This is a genomic window from Alcaligenes sp. AB3 (assembly GCF_031844565.1).
GTDB lineage: Bacteria > Pseudomonadota > Gammaproteobacteria > Burkholderiales > Burkholderiaceae_B > Alcaligenes > Alcaligenes faecalis.
Genome location: NZ_JAUZVM010000013.1, coordinates 21514 through 37944 on the forward strand (window position 1 = coordinate 21514; position 16431 = coordinate 37944).

Consider the following 16431-nt stretch of genomic DNA (forward strand, 5'->3'; position numbering starts at 1 on the left):
CTATGATACTCGGGTAATTGATTTTGCTTCGCAGGAGCTGTATGTCCGTATCTTCGTCTGCCCCCTCGCGATCGGGCCCTGCTGGTGGATGGGCCAGTATTTCCATCGCCTTCAAGCGCTCTTTGGTGTCGCAATTTCAGCCGCGCATGCTGGTGGCCTTGGTCATGCCTTTCCTGATCATGTTTGTGGGCCTGATTCTGCTGAGCTGGCTGCTTTGGACACCTATCCAGAACTGGTTGCTGGAGGTGCTGGGCGGTTGGAATGCTTTTGAGTCCGTGGACCAATGGCTGGTGGGTCTGGGCCTGTTCTCGTTGAAAGTGTATTTGGCCCCCTTGCTGGCCTTGGGCATCCTGTTGCCCCTGGCGGGTGTGTTGGGTCTGATTATTGCTGCCGTGCTGGTCATGCCCTTGGTTCTGGGACATTTGCAGCAGAAAGACTATCCCGATGTGATCAAGCAAGGCCACAATGCGACGGCGTATAGCGTCTGGAATGCCGTGTGGGTGGGGACCTTGTTTGTGGTGGGCTGGCTGGTCACCCTGCCTTTATGGATTTTTCCTCCTTTTGCCCTGATTCTTCCCGTGTTGTGGTGGGTGTTTGCCCTGACACGCATGTTGCGGGTGGACTCCCTGGTCGAGCATGCCAATGTGCAAGAGCGCAAGTATCTGTGGTCCCGCTTGAATAGCCAGTATTGGCTGATCGGCCTGATCTTTGCCCTGTTGAACCTGATTCCACCGGCCTGGCTGGTCTTGCCTGTATTCTCGGCCCTGGTATTTGCCCACTTCTCTTTGGAAAACCTCCGTCGCCTGCGTCAGCAAGAGGCAGCCGCGGCTTCTACTGCGCTTATTGACCATGACAACTAAGGATCAAGCCATTATTCGTCTGATTATCATTGGCGACGAAATCCTGTCGGGGCGTCGTTACGATAAACACTTTTCAAAACTGATCGAGCTGTTAGGGGCCAGAGGCTTGCAACTGGGGGGCGCACAGATTATCCCCGACGACCTGGACACGATTGCCGCTACCTTGGAGCGCAGTTTTGCAACGTCGGATATTGTGTTTTGCTGTGGCGGGATTGGCGCCACGCCGGATGACCAAACCCGTCAGGCGGCAGCCAAGGCTTTGGGCGTAGAACTGAAGCTGCATCCCGAGGCTGCGGCCTTGATTACTGAGCGCTGTGCTGAAAATGAGCGTAACGGCGTGGGCAGTGCTGATATGTCCTTGCCCGAGAACCAGCAGCGCTTGCAGATGGGGATGTTCCCGGAGGGCGCAGAAATTGTGCCCAACAGCTACAACAAGATTCCCGGTTTCTTCATTCGCAATCACACGTTCATGCCAGGTTTTCCTGTGATGGCCTGGCCCATGATGGAGTGGACACTGGATACGCGTTACCAGGCACTGCACCATCTGGCTCATCGGGTGGAGCATTCCTTCCTGGCGTTCAACTTGCCAGAGTCGCGCATTACGCCAGCGATGGAACATGTAGAGCTGAACTGGCCGGGCGTGAAAGCGTTTAGCTTGCCCAGTGTGGGAGAGTCGGGCGGACAGCCGCATATTGATCTGGGCGTCAAAGGGGAGCCGGAACCGGCTGCGGAAGCATTGGCTTATTTGCGCCAGCAAGTGCTGGACTTGGGCGGGAGCTTGAGCCCTGCGCTAAAATAGCGCTTGCCAAGCGCGCGGCCATTTCATATTATGGAATTTGTTGCGTTGCATCATAATTCTCCTAATAATGACAACAAATTCCTTTACGCCTTCTAGCGCGTCGTCAAGCAATGGTGGTCAGATGTCGATCCAGGTTCTGGAACGCGCCATGATTTTATTGGACGAACTGGCCAAGCAATCTGAGCCAGTGGCATTGAAGAATCTGGCGGCTGCAACTGGCCTGCACACCTCTACGACTCACCGCATTTTGAATGATCTGGTGGTGGGGCGTTACGTTGAGCGCGTGGACAGCGGACTGTACCGACTGGGCATGCGTTTGCTGGAGCTGGGCTCTCTGGTTAAAGGCCGCCTGAATGTGCGTGCGGCTTCCCTGGCTCCCATGCGCGAACTGCACAAGTACACCGGCCAAACGGTGAATCTGTCCTTGCAGCAGGGCGATGAAATTGTCTATGTAGAACGTTCCTGGAGCGAGAGCTCGGGTATGCAGGTGGTACGCGCCATTGGTGGTCATGCGCCTTTGCATTTGACCTCGACCGGCAAGCTGTTTCTGGCTTCCTGGGAGCCGCGCCAGGTTCGGGCCTACGTCATGCGTACTGGTCTGGCTGGTGCAACCCGCAACAGTATTACTCAGCTGGAGTTGCTGGAGCGCGAATTGGCTCAAGTTCGTCGCCTGGGTTATGCCCGTGATAACGAAGAACTGGAGATGGGCGTGCGCTGTATTGCGGCCGGTGTGTACGACGATACCGGCAAGCTGCTGGCAGGCTTGTCCCTGTCCGCACCCGCCGAGCGTTTGCACGATGACTGGATTCCCGTCCTCTTAAGTACGGCCGCCAAGATTTCCGAAACTCTGGGATACGACAAGCAGCGCTAAGTCTGTGTTTTTGCGCGGTTTACAGGTTTTGAGAATAAGCTCAAGCGGGATTTGTTGCAGTGCAACAAATCCCGTTGACTTTGTTTTGGATAGCGCTTAAAGTTGAATTGTTGCGGTGCAACATAGAAGGTTTGCCTTGCGTAGTTGCGAATGGGCCGGGCCTTCTGCAGACCCTTGTCTAGTAACACTGACACTAATTTCACGCTGGCTTGACCCAGGCCACGTATCTCCAAGGAAAACATCATGAGTGCTATTCCACAAAATGTACTGGAATCCCAACAAGCTACTTTGAACAACCTGTTCGCTGCTCAAGGCCAACTGTTGCAAGGCTTTGAAAAGCTGGTTGGTCTGAACCTGAATCTGCTGCGCAGCTCGCTGGAACAAGCGGCTGGCCAATCCCAGCAAGCCATCAACGCCAAAGACGTGCAAGACGTTGTGGCCCTGTCGCAAAGCGTGGCCAAGCCTAACGCTGCCCAGGCTCTGGAATACGGCAAAAGCGTGTACGACATCTTCTCCGATCTGCAACTGAACCTGTCGCGCATCGCTGAAGCTCAACTGGCTCAAGGTCAACAGCACGCTGCTGACGCTATCGACCAGTTGGCCAAGAATGCTCCTACCGGCACCGAAAGCGCTGTTGCTTTGCTGAAGTCCTCCTTCGCCACGGCTTCCAACGCTGCCGAGACCGTTGTTAAAGCAGCTCGCCAAGCCGCTGATGCTGCTGAAAGCAACATCCAGGCTGCCACTAACGCCAGCTTGAAAGCCGCTGCCCAAGTTACTGAAGCCAGCAACAAAACAGTGGAAGCCGCTGCCGCTGCCGCAACTGCTGCTACCAGCAAGAAGTAATCATTGGCTTGCTGATTTGATCAGACGCTAAAGGAAAAGCCAGCTCATTGAGCTGGCTTTTTTCTTGTCTGCAGTGCAAGCCGTCAGCTTGCTTCAGGATGGAATGCGATTGCCCGCTTCAAGCGGGCAATAAGCGTTTTACAGAGCGCGAATGCACTCGGAAATCAGGGCGGGGCCCTTATAAATCAAGCCGGTATACAGCTGTACTGCCTGAGCACCGGCCTGGATTTTTTCCTGGGCCTGACGACCAGACTCAATACCGCCCACACCAATAATCGGGAAGTCCGGCCCTAATTGCTCGCGCAGGCGACGAATGACGTTCAAGGACAGTTCGTGCACTGGCGGGCCGGACAAACCACCCTGTTCCTGACCATGTTTCAATCCTTGAACAGCATTGCGCGACAAGGTGGTGTTGGTCGCAATAATGCCGTCCAGACCTTGCGAGGGTACGGTGTCCGCAATGGCATCAATTTGCGATTGATCCAGGTCGGGCGCGATTTTCACCACGATAGGCACGTAGCGTTTGTGCTCGTCTGCCAACTCGGTGCGCAGCGCTTGCAAGGCACCCAGCAGGCGGGCCAGCTCGTCCTGCGCCTGCAGCGCACGCAGGTTTTGCGTGTTGGGCGAGGAGATGTTCACAGTGACGTAATCAGCGTGAGGGTAGACCGCACGCAGACATGTCAGATAGTCCTGATCGGCCTGCTCAATAGGGGTGCTCGCGTTCTTGCCAATATTCAGGCCCAGAATGCCGCCTTGCGAGCGGAACTGGCTTTTGCGCACATTTTCAATAAAGGTATCCAGGCCGTGGTTGTTAAAGCCGAAGCGATTGATCAGGCTATTGGCTTCAGGCAGGCGGAACAGGCGTGGCTTGGGATTGCCGGGCTGCGCTTTTGGAGTCACGGTGCCAACTTCGACAAAACCAAAACCCAGGGCGCCCAAGGCATCGATATGTGCGCCATTTTTATCCAGGCCAGCGGCCAGACCCACAGGATTGCGCAGCTTCAGACCCATTAGTTCCAGAGGTTTGCTGGGCAGGTCTTTCAGCAAACCACCTAAAAGAGGGGTTTGGTGAGCGCAATGCAGGGATTTCAGAGTCAGTTCGTGAGCGTGTTCAGCATCCAGACTGAACAGCACCCGGCGAGCCAAAGGATAAAGGCTGAATAGGGCAGACATGGGGATCGATAAAAGAGGACGTTAAGCCAGCCATTCCCAACGACCTTTCATCAGGAGCTGGTAGGGGCGAAAGCGGGTTTTGTAGGCCATTTTACGGCTTTCTTCGATCCAGTAGCCTAAATAGAGCCAGGGCAGGGATTGTTGACGGCAATAGTCCAGTTGCCAAAGCACGGCGTAGGTGCCCAGACTGCCGGTGTCGTCGGGATCAAAAAATGTATAGACGGCGGAAAGTCCGTCTTGCAGCACGTCGATGACGGCCACTATTTTCAAGGTGCCGTCGGGTTCACGAAACTCCAGCAGGCGCGAGGTGACATGGCTGGCCAGCAGAAACTGGGCGTACTGGGACTGGTCGTCTTCGTCCATGCCGGCACCGGGATGGCGGCTGGCCTGGTAGCGGCGATACAGCTCGTAGTGCTCGGCGTTCCAGTGCAAGGGCAGATCTTGCACGATCAGATTGCCGTGACGTTTTTTTGCACGGCGCTGGGCGCGGTCGGGCTGAAAATGCAGAGTGTCGCAACGCAAGGGCAGGCAAGCGCGGCACTGGTCGCAATAGGGGCGATAGGTAAAGGTGCCGCTGCGTCGAAAGCCTTGCTGGACCAGTTTGGAGTACACCGCATCGTTAATCAGGTGAGCAGGAGCGGCAACCAGAGAGCGTGCCTGTTGCTCTGGCAGGTAGCTGCAACGGTAGCTGGCCGTGGAATAGAATTGCAGCGTTTGAGGACTGGTGGGTGCTTTGGGATAATTCATGCGACTCTGCCAAGCGTGATAGAGCCATTATGGGATGCTCGCGCCAGCCTAGCAAGCTGGGGGAGGGCCTAGCCGCAAAGCCCCGCGTGGCCAGACCGGGCTGGGCTGGTCTTTGGCCCAGGCCAGGGCATCCATAAAGTCCTCGCGGGGAATGGGGCTGGCGCCCAGACTGGCCAGATGCGATGTCTCTTGCTGGCAGTCTATATATGGTATCCCGGCGAATTTCAGAAAATCCACCAGGTGGGCCAGGGCGATCTTGCTGGCATCGGTTTGCAAGGCAAACATGGATTCGCCAAAGAAGAAGCGGCCCAGATTCACCCCATACAAGCCACCGACCAGCTTGCCGTCCATCCAGGTTTCTATGCTGTGCGCGTAGCCGGTGCGATGCAGATCGGTATAGACCTGTTGAATGTCCGGGCTGATCCAGGTGCCGGTGGCGCTGCGCTGCGCGGCGCATTGGCCGATGACTTGCTCGAAAGCCAGATCGCAGGTGACACGAAGGCGGGCCTTGTCCTGATCTTGCTGGCGTGCAATCTGGCGCAGCTTCTTGCCCAAGGAGCGGGATATCTTGAAATTGTCCACTTCCAGCACCATGCGCGGATCAGGCGACCACCACAGTACCGGATCGCCAGGGCTGTACCAGGGAAACATGCCCTGACTGTAGGCTTCTAACAGACGTGGAACGCTTAAATCCAGACCGGCGGCCACCAGCCCTTCTGGGCTGGCGTTTTCAGGGCTGGGCAGGGCCTGATCAGGAGCGACCCATACAAGCGACATGATCAGTCGTGGTCGCGGGGGGCGATATCAAATTCGTGAATCTGAAAGCGGCCCGCCTTGTGATCCTCCACGTAGCGCTCCAGGGTGGCGCTGACCGTGCGAAACGCCAGGTTGTCCCATGGAATGTCGTTCAGGTGGAAGAAGCGGGCTTCCAGGGATTCCGGGCCGGGGTCCAGCACATCACTGGTTACCTTGGCCAGGTAGTACACATGTACTTGCTCGGCGTAAGGCACGCTGATAACGGTAAAGAGCGGGCCGGGTTCGACCTGTGCACCGGCTTCTTCGCCCATTTCACGCAAGGCGCCTTGTCCCAGGGTCTCGCCCAGCTCCATGAAACCGGCGGGCAATGTCCAGGTGTTGTAGCGTGGCTCAATGGCGCGACGGCACAGCAGGACCTGATCGTCTTTCCACATGGGCACAATGCCGACCACATTGCGGGGGTTCTGGTAGTGCACTGCACCGCAGCTTTCGCAGACATCACGCATGCGGTTATCGTCCGGGGGCACCAGGCGTGTGAGTTTGCTGCCGCATTGATTGCAGAAGTTTTGCGTGCGTGGGGCGGGGAAATAGAAAGAGGCGGATGGCTGGGTCATGCAGATTCTGTGATGGCGGTTCAAATAGGATCGGACTCTGGCAAAACAATATACGCCAATTCCTCGGCGGGCGACACGCAGGAAGACCAGACTGTCAGGGAACAGGGCTTGGGGTAGGCAGGTAAGGACCAGCCTTCGCTGTGCTGGGGCTGCTCCAGATCCAGGCTGTCCAGGCCATGCTGCTTTGTGCGTAGTTGTTCCAGCAGCGCCGGAATATCTCGACCTGCCAACAAGGCCGGGCCTGCCGAGGTACGTAAATAGAGCTTGCCTTCAGCGCTGAGGTACCAGGCCAGGATAGCGTGGACAGGGCTGCCAGTGTGGTCTTGCAAATGGGCCTGGTCTTCAGCCAGAGACACAATCAATGGGGCGGCGTCCAGACGAACATAGACGCGCTGCGGACCGTTCTGGATAAACCAGCGCCCTTTTTCATCCGCCTGATAATTGCGATTGAAAAAGGAGAGCAGACCCTGGTGGGCAATGCGCTCGCCTACTTGTTCAGGGTGCTGGTTGGCATCGCCAGCCGGGTGATGACGCCACTGGCCAGCCTGATCCAAAGAGATGTACCCGCTGACAGCGGGTACATTGGGCCATTTTTTCATGGCATCAATAACAGCAGTATCCATAAGTTTCAGCCTTGCGAGGACGAAAACAAAGGGTGGCAACCGTATCGGTGCCACCCTTGATGGTGTGGGGTCGACAGCAAGGTCGCCCCTTGGGCAAGACGGGTTTGCGTCTTAGGCCATATAACTGCGTTGCAGGGTTGTGGGCAGAGGGTGCGAAAGTGGCTTGTCAACTTTGATGTCCGGGGTGCTATCGCCTTGCAGGGCCTTGGATAACAAACTGGACAAGCGTTGGCGCACATCTTGGGGCACATGGCTAAATACGCCCGAGAGCCACTCGATGTAATAGGGCAGCAGGTGCTCGCACAACTCTTGTCCGGCTTCGGTGAGTTTAACAGTGAGCACGCGGCGGTCCGACGTATTGTTTTGTCGCACCAGCAATTGCTGCTGCTCCAGCCCGTCGAGCAGTCCGGTGATGGTGGCGCGGGTGACACCCGCTTGTTCTGCCAGCAAGGCGGGGCTCAGGCCAGACGGTTGGCGGCTAAGCAAAAACAGCAGAACCAGACGGCCTTCGGACAGGCCAAACTCGTTCAAAACGGAGCTGGAAGCGCGATTAATGCTGGAGGCCAGCGACAGAACGCGTAAACACAGTTCGATATCCTCGGTTTTAGGGTGGGCCTGGCGCTGGGATTCGCTCAGGATAGTTTGATATTTCAGATCGAGTAATTTCATAGTGCTGTGCCGTTAAGGAGTGCGCGGCAAAGAGCAGTAGTTATTTAGAAAGAATCAACAAAACCCAATAAAACCGGGCCTGCTTTCTTTTATTACTGAGCCGCTGCTTTTAATGTGGAAATTTATCTTATTTTTTAATTCCATTTTTACTGATTTAAACATCTTTTATTGATCAGGAATTTTCATTTAGTAAAATAAGACTGGTTTTTTTCAGTATAAGCGGCTGCGAGTTTAGAGAATAGCCTTAATGTCTGTGTATACTCTTTCGCCTTCCTTTTTTTCTCAAGTCGCAAGGTTTCGGGACTTCCAATCCGGGCATCTCCAGGGTGATTTTTGATCTTGTGTTGTGAGTCTTATGGCGAAACAGCATCAAAATGATGCAAGCGCGCAACGCTCGTGCACAAAGTGCCAGACTCTTGTTACAGACAGGATGGGCGAGCTATATCGGAGATACACCGCTAAATTAAGTCAGTTTTCAACTGTCAGTCAGGAAAGCAGAGCGGCCCAACTCAAGAAAAACCGCAAAACGACACGCATGCGAGCGCTCGGCGTTTACAATGTTCTCAGCGCTTCCCGAGCTCGACGATGCCTTCAAAAAAGGCGGTTGGATCATTCACCCCGCTTGGTGGATTGCAATAGAGGCCCGTTTTTTACGGGCCTTTGCTTTCCGGGTTTGGATACAAGCATTATCCAAAGCTTATTAGCGGTATTTGCCAGCATGTCCCCGAGCCCCTGCCAAGTTCGCAAGAAATGGCAGGGCTTTGTTCCGTTTGTAGTCCGGGATCGAGTATGAGGCGTATCAAAAAAGTCTTGCTATCGTTATTAAGGAAACGAAGGAATTATGAGTCAGTTCCGTATCGAACATGATTTGCTGGGAGACCGCCAAGTCCCCGATGAAGTCTATTATGGTGTTCATACCTTGCGTGCCAAGGAGAATTTCCACATTACCGGTACGCCTATTTCAACTTACCCGGAACTGATTAATGCTCTGATGCTGGTCAAGCAGGCAGCTGCTCAGGCCAATTTCAAACTGGGTTTGCTGGAGCAGGATAAGCACGACGCCATTGTGGCCGCCTGTCAGGCTGTACAAGCAGGCAAGTGCCATGAGCATTTCGTGGTAGACATGATTCAGGGCGGCGCAGGTACCTCGACCAATATGAATGCCAACGAGGTTATTTGTAACCTGGCCTTGGAACATATGGGTCACAAGCGCGGCGAGTATCAATATCTTCACCCCAATGAAGATGTGAACATGGCCCAAAGCACCAACGACGTTTACCCAACGGCTCTGCACCTGGCGGCCTACCGTTCGCTGGACCCGCTGTTTGCCGCCATGGAACGTCTGCGTGATGCCTTCCTGAAAAAGTCCGAGGAGTTCTCCTCGTACATGAAGATTGGCCGCACTCAGTTGCAAGATGCTGTGCCCATGACCCTGGGTCAGGAGTTCAATGCATTTGCCACCATGATCAACGAAGACATCGTGCGCCTGAAAGAATCGCGCAAACTGATGTGCGACGTGAACCTGGGCGGTACGGCTATTGGGACTGGCATTACGGCTCACCCCGAGTATGCCGAGCTGGCTGTCGCGGCCTTGTCCGATCTGTCCGGTGTTCAACTGCGTGTGTCTGCCGACCTGATCGAAGCAACTCAGGATTGCGGTGGTTTTCTGCACCTGTCGGGCGTATTGAAGCGCGCTGCCGTCAAGCTGTCCAAGTTGTCCAACGACTTGCGTCTGCTCTCTAGCGGTCCTCGTGCCGGTATGGGTGAAATTTGTCTGCCCGCCGTGCAAGCTGGTTCGTCCATCATGCCCGGTAAGGTCAACCCCGTGATCCCGGAAGTGGTCAACCAGGTTGCCTTTGAAGTGATCGGTGCCGACATGACCGTGACCATGGCTGCTGAAGCCGGTCAATTGCAGTTGAACGCGTTTGAACCTGTGATCATTCACTCCCTGCTGCGTAGCATGGCTCTGTTGAGCAATGCTTGCGACACGCTGACCCAGTTCTGCGTGGTAGGTATCACTGCCAACCGTGAATGCCTGGAAAGCAATATCGAGCGTTCCATTTCCCTGGTGACTGCCTTGAATCCGTTCATCGGTTACAAAGCCGCTACCTCGGTTGCCGCCGAAGCCTTCCAGACAGGTACCAATATTCGTGACGTGGTTCTCAAGCGTGGCCTGATGGACGCCGAGACCCTGAACGAAGTGTTGCGTGCCGAATCGCTGATCCAACCTCGTGATCTGCGTGCTGCTGACCCAGCCTGAACCAATCTGAACCAGGCCTGATTGGCCAGTCTTGGCCGACGCCGGTAACAGTTTGGGAAGCCTCCATTGTGGAGGCTTTTTTCTGCCCGCTCGATTCGTAAAGAGGGATACTGTCGCTTGTCTTCAGGCAAGGAGCAGCAGGGGATGATGGAGTCGGTTTATTGGGCGGTGGCTTTTGGCGCCATTGTGGCGGGTTTTGTTCAGGGGCTGTCCGGCATTGCCATGCTGGTCTCTTCGGTCCCCCAGTTGCTGGCGCGCTAGAGCAGGTGGTTTAAGCCTCTAGGGTAATGCTCTATATCTAAAAAAAGCCTGTTTCCCTGATAATAAGTGTCGGCGATGGGAACGCATTTCGGCTTCCCGCCCACTGGAGCAGAGCCTGTGAGGTTTCTGGGATTTCAATTGTTGTTTGGTGATCACTTGGCACGCAGTGTGCGTGGGGTATCCTGCGCGCCCCCCTGCAAGGCTTGAGCCCAAGTTTCAAGGCGTTTTTACGCCGTCTTTGATTACCTGATTGCAACTGGAGTCTGCTATGACTGACTTGTTTGAAAATCCAATGGGCCTGATGGGCTTTGAGTTCATCGAATTTGCCGCTCCCCAGCCTGGCGTGCTGGAACCCGTATTCGAGATGATGGGTTTCACCAAAGTGGCGGTACACCGCTCCAAGAAAGTGTCCCTGTATCGCCAGGGCGAGATCAACCTGATCCTGAACGAAGAACCCAAGAGCCACGCCGCTTACTTTGCCGCCGAGCACGGCCCTTCGGCCTGCGGCATGGCCTTTCGCGTGCGCGATGCGCAGAAAGCCTACGAACGCGCGCTGGAGCTGGGTGCCCAGCCTGTCGATATTCCTACCGGCCCCATGGAGCTGCGCCTGCCTGCGATTAAAGGCATTGGTGGCGCCCCTCTGTACCTGATCGACCGTTTTGGCGAAGGCAACTCCATCTACGACATTGACTTCGTTTACCTGGACGGCGTGGATCGTCATCCCGTGGGCGCAGGCTTGAAAGAGATCGATCACCTGACCCACAACGTGTACCGCGGTCGCATGGCCTACTGGGCCCAGTTCTATGAGCACCTGTTCAACTTCCGTGAGATTCGCTACTTCGACATCAAGGGCGAATACACCGGCCTGACGTCCAAAGCCATGACCGCCCCCGATGGCAAGATCCGCATTCCTCTGAACGAGGAATCCGCCAAGGGTTCGGGCCAGATCGAAGAGTTCCTGATGCAATTCAATGGTGAAGGCATCCAGCACGTGGCCTTCCTGACTGACGATCTGATTGCCTCCTGGGACAAGCTCAAAGCCATGGGCATGCGCTTTATGACCGCGCCGCCACAAACCTATTACGAGATGCTGGAAGGCCGCTTGCCGGCGCATGGTGAACCGACTGCAGAACTGCAAAACCGTGGCATTTTGCTCGATGGCACATCGGAAGGTGGCCACCGCCGTCTCTTGCTGCAGATTTTCTCTGAAACCTTGATGGGCCCCGTGTTCTTCGAGTTCATTCAGCGCAAGGGCGATGATGGTTTTGGTGAAGGCAACTTCAAGGCCTTGTTTGAATCCATCGAGCGCGATCAGTTGCGCCGTGGTGTCTTGCAGGCCGAGTAAAAAGGTTCTGTGCCGGTGCTCACTGCACTGGCGCTGATCTGTCCCCACTGTTTGGCGATGGCAAACAGTGGGGATTTTTATTTGGGCTGAGCCTTTATGTTCAATCCGGCTTGCCGCGTGCGGGCTGCAGGATTCTGAACAGCTCCAGCATCAGATCAGATTGGGTGATCATGCCCACCAGCTCCTTGTGATCATTGACCACCGGCATATGGCGATGGCGACCCTGGCTGAACAGGGGAATCAGCTCGGCCACCGACCAGTTTGCATTGGCGGTGACGGCAGGTGTGGTCATGATCTCGGCTACTGTGGGCGCGGCACGCTGCCGGGGGCTTAAAAAGCGCTTGAGTCGCTGACGCAGATTATCCGGCTGATCCAGCCCGGCACGCTGCAAGAAGTCCGATAGGGCCAAAATACCAATCACGTGCTTGTTCTGATCCAGTACTGGCAAAGCCTTGATCTTGCGCTCGCGCATCATGTCCCAGGCTTGTTGCAAGGGCGTGCTGACCTGGCAGGACAGGGGAGCATCATTCATCAGGGTGGAGCAGCGGCGGGTGCCCAGATTGCGCCGGAAGGCAGACTGGTGCACATAGCTGACCAGCTTTTCCAGGTCATCGTGGCTGATGTTCAGCGTCTGGTTGTAGTGGCTCAAGGCCGCATCGTAATCCTGGTCCGTAAAGCGGGCAGGAGTGGCGGCGGGGCGTGTTGCGGGCTTGTGGACTGGCGGGTAAGCCACGCCGGTCAGGCGGTTGTACAGCATGCCCAGAAGGATCAGCACGCAGGAGTCAAACAGCACCGGAAACAGGACGAAATCGTAGTTCTGAATACCATTCAGGGCAGGAAAGACCGCCATAGCCAGACTGGGCGGGTGCACGCAGCGCAGGGCCAGCATGATGGGCATGGCAACGCAGACGGCCATCGTAATGGCAGCAATCGGATGAGGGAGCAGCACCGCACAGGTAATGCCTGTGAGCGCACCCACCAGATTGCCCAGCACTATGTTCCAGGGTTGAGCCAGAGGGCTGGTTGGCACCAGAAAGATCAGCAAGGCACTGGCGGCCAGGGACGCCACCAACCAATGATGCGTGTGTGCGAAATCCGACAGGTACAGGCTAAGAGAGGAAACTATCAGCACACTAAGCGTGGCGCCTAGCGTGGCACGCAGCATTTCAGGGCGTGCAATGGCCAGCGACTTGGGGCGCAGGCTGTCAAACCAGTGACGAAGTAAAGCAGGCATACCCACCAGGGTGAAGAAGGAAGACAGCTTTAAATCATACTGCTAACTCTTCACTTCAGGGCTGAGCCCCTTGCTGGATACCGGGAATGATGGCGGGGCCCTTGCGCTCGGTGGCGATTTGTTGGGGTACGGCATCGACCGTAATCACAATATGCTCGCGTTGCAGCGAATCCAGCAGCACGCCCGGTGCCAGCTCCTGGCCAGGGCGATACGCACGTACCGGCTGTTGATTGATGCTGAGCAGGGCTGCGCCAGCCTGGCCGCTCACAATCATGCCGTGCAAGCGCAGCTCGGGCAGCGCGGTGCTGCCTCCAAACCACTGCGCAATTTGTTGTGTGCTGATCTGTTCGCGATGATCTTCATCCAGCACCGGCGCAATCGTTCCCTCCGAGGGCAGGAACAGATTGATCAGCAGGTTGATCAGGGCCAGAGCAATACCGGCCTGACACAGACGCAGCCAAAGATGTGACGGAAATATGGCGGAAATAATACCCATTTAGACTGCATCGCATAGTGCTTTGGCAGACGGCCGAGATGGCTGTCTTAAGGGCTCTTAGTGTGCGTGTGCTCCATGAAGCCCGTATGACAAGAGCTTGGGTTTTTTTGGATAGCTTATTTCCTTCATGTCTCGATCTACTTTATCTCGCCGTCCGGCACGCCGTTTGGCCGGCTCGCTTCAGTCCCGCGCTCAACACGGTTTTTCTCTGATTGAGGTCATGGTGGTGGTGGTCATCATGGGCATTATGGCGGCCCTGGTCGTCCCCAGTCTGATGGACCGCCCCGATCAGGCACGTGCCGTCGCGGCTCGTCAGGATATTGCCGCGCTGACCCAGGCCCTGAAGCTGTACCGCCTGGATAACGGCCGTTACCCCAGTACGGCTCAAGGTTTGACGGCGCTGCACCAGCGTCCGACCCAGCCACCCGAGCCTCGCAATTGGCGTCCTTATATGGACCGTCTGCCCAACGACCCTTGGGGCAACCCGTACCAGTATCTGCAACCCGGCGTTCATGGCGAGATTGATGTGTTCTCGCTAGGGGCGGACGGGCAGGCCGGCGGGTCGGGCAGTGATGCCGATATAGGCAATTGGGACTGATGTGGCACAGCGGGGCTTTTCCTTGATCGAGACCCTGGTGGTCTTGCTGATCGTGGGCATTGTCAGCAGCGCAGGCTTAAGCGTGCTGGTACTGGACCGGGATCAGGGGATACAGCGAGAAGCCCGTCAACTGGCCCTGCGGCTGGCCGAACTGCAAAGCTATGTGCGTGAAAGCGGGCGCAGCGTGGCCTGGACGGCGGATCAGCAGGGTTATCGCTTCAGCCTGATTCCGGACGCTACCGATGGCTCCAGTCCTACGCCGGGCTGGCTGCGCGATCAGGCCCGCTTTGCCCAATTATTTCCTCAGCGATCCTGGACTATGGAGTCAGTGCGTGTGCGCCTGGAGCCGGCGGGACCGTGGGTTTTTGTGAATGAATGGTTGTCCGCGCCGCGTCAGCTGGAGCTGGATGATGGCCACGAGGTCCTGCATTTGCGCAGTGATCCGACGGGCCGCTTTGATGTGCAGTCATGACAGAGCGTGGCATGAGTTTGATTGAAGTCCTGATTGCGCTGGCAATCGTCTCGGTAGCCTTGACTGCCGGCTTGCGTGCGCTGGGCCTTAGTGCCTCTGGTAGCCAGGCCATGCATGAACGCAGCCTGGCCTTGCTGGCCGTTGATGGCGTGGTAGCCGAGATGCGCTTGCGCCGCCTGTTTCCCGAACCGGGTGAAACCGTGGTGCCTTGTCGCCAGGGTTCCTTGAACTTGCAGTGCAAGCAAACCGTGCAGGCCACAGCCAATCGCTTCTTTCGTCAGGTAACGGTACAGGCTTTCTTGCCCAAAGGCCCCGTGCTGGCCGAGCTGCACGCGACTTTGGCGTCCTTGCCATGACAGACGCGGGCCAGGAAGGCTTTACTTTGGTGGAAATGCTGGTGGCTCTGACCATCATGGCCTTGATCAGCCTGATGTCCTGGCGTGGCCTGGATGCGGTCTTGCACGCGGATGAGCAGCTTGGCCGACAGGCGCGCCAGACCCAGGCCTTGTTCAATGTCTTGTCCCAAATGGGCCGGGATCTGGAATTACATCTGCCCACCGCGCCAGGTCCAGCGGACCCGACGGGAGCGATGGCGGTGTTGCCCGCCAGTATTCGCTGGCAAGCCAAGGGTGAAGGCCCGGCCATTCTGATGATTGAACGTCGCGCCGAAGCCGGAGCGGGAACCCAGCAGATCCAATGGCGTTTGCAGCAAGGCGTGTTGCAACGGGCTATTGCCCAGGCAGGAACGGTTTACCCCTTGCCCGAGTTGGGCCCTTTGCAAGATGTGCTGGAGCAGGTCACTGCCTGGAACTTGCGTATCTGGATTCCAGCGCGTGGCTGGCAAAGCTGGCCGTGGCCCGATCAAGCCGGGGCAGCCGCTACAGGTATAGAACTGACAGTGCAGTTGGAAGGGCAGGAGCACCCGTATCGCAAAGTGGTGATGCTGCTATGAAACGGGCATCTCAACAAGGCATGGCGGTGATCAATGCGCTGGTGGTCGTGATGGCGGTGTCCATTGCCACCATGGGCATCGTCCAGCGTCAAAGTGGGCTGGCAACACAGTTGGCCAGCGAGCGTGACTACATGCAGGCCAACTGGCTGCTGCGTGGTGCGCTGGATTGGGCTGTGCTGGTCTTGCGTCTGGACTCGCAGCGTTCGGCTGTGACGCATAAAGGTGGGCTGTGGGCGCAGGCCCTGAGCGAGCTGAAGATAGAGACACCGGACAAGACCCGCGCAGCTTACTTCTCCGGCTATATCCAGGACGAGCAGGGCAAATTTAATCTGGCTTTATTGCTGCGCGATGGCCGTATTCAGGCCCGCTATGTGCAGGCATTGGAACAGTTGCTGGGCAGTGTGCAGCAGGAACCCTCTTTGGCTTTGGAGCTGGCCCAGCGATTGGAGCGGGCGCAGGCCGGGCAAGCGCCCTGGCCCTCTCATTTGCAGGACTTCTTTCCCAATGCGGCGCAACAGGCCAGGCAGCTGGAGCCTTATCTCAGCTATTTGCCGCAAGCCAAATCCCTGAATGTGAATACCGCCAGTGCCCAGGTGCTGGCGGCGGTGCAGCCTTCCGTCAGTCTGGTGGAGTGGCGAGGCCTGCTGGAGCAGCGCGACCGGGGCCAGTGGTTTCGGGATCAAGCCGATGTGCAAGCCCGCCTGCAACGTCAGGAGGCGCTGGAAGGGCAAACGCTGAGCGTGCGCAGTGAGTGGTTTTTATTAAGTGGTGAGTTGCGACTTGACCATAGCCGGGTGGCGACCCAGGCCCTGATCAACAGGGCCGCGGATCGCAGCCGGATTGTCTGGATTCGTTGAA

General features: G+C 56.6%; 19 protein-coding genes. 11 read left to right on the forward strand and 8 right to left on the reverse strand.

Going from position 1 to position 16431, the window contains the following annotated elements:
* Nucleotides 1-41 precede the first annotated feature (41 nt).
* The 4 genes from Q9R35_RS17840 (at nt 42) to phaP (ending at nt 3373) form a co-directional block, all read left to right on the forward strand.
* Entirely contained in the window at nt 42-860 is an 819-nt protein-coding gene (locus Q9R35_RS17840; protein WP_042486990.1) for an EI24 domain-containing protein, read from the forward strand.
* Nucleotides 850-1659 carry a molybdopterin-binding protein gene (locus Q9R35_RS17845; protein ID WP_042486992.1) on the forward strand — a complete coding sequence of 270 codons (810 nt, stop codon included), beginning with the start codon at nt 850-852 and terminating at the stop codon, nt 1657-1659. The genes Q9R35_RS17840 and Q9R35_RS17845 overlap by 11 nt, the downstream gene beginning before the upstream one ends.
* A gap of 121 nt (nt 1660-1780) precedes the next feature.
* Nucleotides 1781-2530, forward strand: a complete 750-nt coding sequence (locus Q9R35_RS17850) for an IclR family transcriptional regulator (protein ID WP_042486997.1) — start codon at nt 1781-1783, stop codon at nt 2528-2530.
* Between the two features lie 243 nt (nt 2531-2773).
* Nucleotides 2774-3373, forward strand: a complete 600-nt coding sequence (phaP, locus tag Q9R35_RS17855; RefSeq protein ID WP_042487002.1) for a TIGR01841 family phasin — start codon at nt 2774-2776, stop codon at nt 3371-3373.
* A 138-nt stretch (nt 3374-3511) separates the two neighbouring features.
* Here phaP and Q9R35_RS17860 read toward each other — a convergent pair whose 3' ends face one another.
* The 6 genes from Q9R35_RS17860 to Q9R35_RS17885 all read right to left on the reverse strand — a co-directional run bounded on the left by Q9R35_RS17860 (nt 3512) and on the right by Q9R35_RS17885 (nt 7955).
* On the reverse strand, nt 3512-4546 hold the full coding sequence (locus tag Q9R35_RS17860) for a quinone-dependent dihydroorotate dehydrogenase (RefSeq protein WP_311220209.1): 1035 nt from the start codon (nt 4544-4546) through the stop codon (nt 3512-3514).
* Nucleotides 4547-4567: 21 nt separating this feature from the next.
* Nucleotides 4568-5293 (reverse strand): arginyltransferase, encoded by a 726-nt coding sequence (locus Q9R35_RS17865; protein WP_026484750.1) that lies wholly within the window; start codon nt 5291-5293, stop codon nt 4568-4570.
* 48 nt (nt 5294-5341) lie between these two features.
* On the reverse strand, nt 5342-6070 hold the full coding sequence (gene aat, locus Q9R35_RS17870) for a leucyl/phenylalanyl-tRNA--protein transferase (protein WP_311220210.1): 729 nt from the start codon (nt 6068-6070) through the stop codon (nt 5342-5344).
* Nucleotides 6071-6072: 2 nt separating this feature from the next.
* Entirely contained in the window at nt 6073-6663 is a 591-nt protein-coding gene (locus tag Q9R35_RS17875) for an NUDIX hydrolase (RefSeq protein WP_045931877.1), read from the reverse strand.
* A 20-nt stretch (nt 6664-6683) separates the two neighbouring features.
* Nucleotides 6684-7286 (reverse strand): DUF2946 family protein, encoded by a 603-nt coding sequence (locus Q9R35_RS17880; RefSeq protein WP_252605411.1) that lies wholly within the window; start codon nt 7284-7286, stop codon nt 6684-6686.
* 111 nt (nt 7287-7397) lie between these two features.
* Nucleotides 7398-7955: a MarR family winged helix-turn-helix transcriptional regulator gene (locus Q9R35_RS17885; RefSeq protein ID WP_052362993.1), complete on the reverse strand. Its 558-nt coding sequence runs from the start codon at nt 7953-7955 to the stop codon at nt 7398-7400.
* An 841-nt stretch (nt 7956-8796) separates the two neighbouring features.
* Between Q9R35_RS17885 and Q9R35_RS17890 the strand changes: the two genes are divergently transcribed.
* Nucleotides 8797-10215 carry an aspartate ammonia-lyase gene (locus Q9R35_RS17890; protein ID WP_311220211.1) on the forward strand — a complete coding sequence of 473 codons (1419 nt, stop codon included), beginning with the start codon at nt 8797-8799 and terminating at the stop codon, nt 10213-10215.
* 529 nt (nt 10216-10744) lie between these two features.
* Nucleotides 10745-11821: a 4-hydroxyphenylpyruvate dioxygenase gene (gene hppD, locus Q9R35_RS17895; protein ID WP_045931875.1), complete on the forward strand. Its 1077-nt coding sequence runs from the start codon at nt 10745-10747 to the stop codon at nt 11819-11821.
* A 100-nt stretch (nt 11822-11921) separates the two neighbouring features.
* On the opposite strand, the gene Q9R35_RS17900 is transcribed toward hppD, so the two are convergent.
* Both Q9R35_RS17900 and Q9R35_RS17905 read right to left on the reverse strand, forming a co-directional pair.
* Nucleotides 11922-13055, reverse strand: a complete 1134-nt coding sequence (locus tag Q9R35_RS17900; protein WP_042487023.1) for an HPP family protein — start codon at nt 13053-13055, stop codon at nt 11922-11924.
* Nucleotides 13056-13110: 55 nt separating this feature from the next.
* Nucleotides 13111-13551 (reverse strand): hypothetical protein, encoded by a 441-nt coding sequence (locus tag Q9R35_RS17905; RefSeq protein ID WP_042487026.1) that lies wholly within the window; start codon nt 13549-13551, stop codon nt 13111-13113.
* 127 nt (nt 13552-13678) lie between these two features.
* Between Q9R35_RS17905 and gspG the strand changes: the two genes are divergently transcribed.
* The 5 genes from gspG to gspK are packed head-to-tail and all read left to right on the forward strand — an operon-like array spanning nt 13679 to nt 16430.
* Entirely contained in the window at nt 13679-14149 is a 471-nt protein-coding gene (gene gspG, locus Q9R35_RS17910; RefSeq protein ID WP_042487029.1) for a type II secretion system major pseudopilin GspG, read from the forward strand.
* A gap of 1 nt (nt 14150) precedes the next feature.
* Nucleotides 14151-14621, forward strand: coding sequence for a type II secretion system protein (locus tag Q9R35_RS17915; RefSeq protein WP_042487031.1), 471 nt, complete (start codon nt 14151-14153; stop codon nt 14619-14621).
* Nucleotides 14618-14977 (forward strand): type II secretion system minor pseudopilin GspI, encoded by a 360-nt coding sequence (gene gspI / locus Q9R35_RS17920; protein WP_311220212.1) that lies wholly within the window; start codon nt 14618-14620, stop codon nt 14975-14977. Before Q9R35_RS17915 ends, gspI begins: the two co-directional genes overlap by 4 nt.
* The gene (locus Q9R35_RS17925; protein ID WP_009460074.1) at nt 14974-15573 is read left to right on the forward strand and encodes a type II secretion system protein J; all 600 of its coding nucleotides are present in this window, start codon (nt 14974-14976) and stop codon (nt 15571-15573) included. The genes gspI and Q9R35_RS17925 overlap by 4 nt, the downstream gene beginning before the upstream one ends.
* On the forward strand, nt 15570-16430 hold the full coding sequence (gene gspK, locus Q9R35_RS17930) for a type II secretion system minor pseudopilin GspK (protein ID WP_311220213.1): 861 nt from the start codon (nt 15570-15572) through the stop codon (nt 16428-16430). Before Q9R35_RS17925 ends, gspK begins: the two co-directional genes overlap by 4 nt.
* The last annotated feature ends 1 nt before the right edge of the window (nt 16431 follow it).